We start from the raw sequence: 287 nt of genomic DNA, 5'->3' as shown, positions 1-287 counted from the left end.
CGACCGCAACCGGTAATGCAGGTCGACGCGGTGCATTTCAGGCACAATCCGATCCTGTTTGCCTCGCCTCCGTTGAAGCCTCCGCTCCACCATTTTGGGCTGCCATTGAAGGCTGCAACCCTTTGGACACTGTTCGAAAACGCCGGTGTCACCGATGTCACCGGTGTTTGGCAGCATGTCTCGTCACTCGTTACGGTTGTCGCTGTCAAGCAACGCTATGATGGGCATGCGAAGCGAGCTGGCCTGATAGCGGCCGCCAATAGCTACATGGGACGCCTGATCATTCT

The 287-nt window shown here is 57.1% G+C and carries 1 protein-coding gene; it reads left to right on the top strand.

Annotation, left to right across the window (positions count from 1 at the left end):
- Positions 1 to 15: 15 nt before the first annotated feature.
- Positions 16 to 287: UbiD family decarboxylase domain-containing protein (locus EN852_RS39860; RefSeq protein WP_246694601.1), on the top strand; the 272-nt coding region annotated here is incomplete at its 3' end.

This window comes from Mesorhizobium sp. M2E.F.Ca.ET.209.01.1.1 (assembly GCF_004010375.2).
GTDB lineage: Bacteria > Pseudomonadota > Alphaproteobacteria > Rhizobiales > Rhizobiaceae > Mesorhizobium.
The sequence above is the reverse complement of the archived record's forward strand: the minus strand, read 5'-3'. Positions and strand labels throughout refer to the sequence as shown.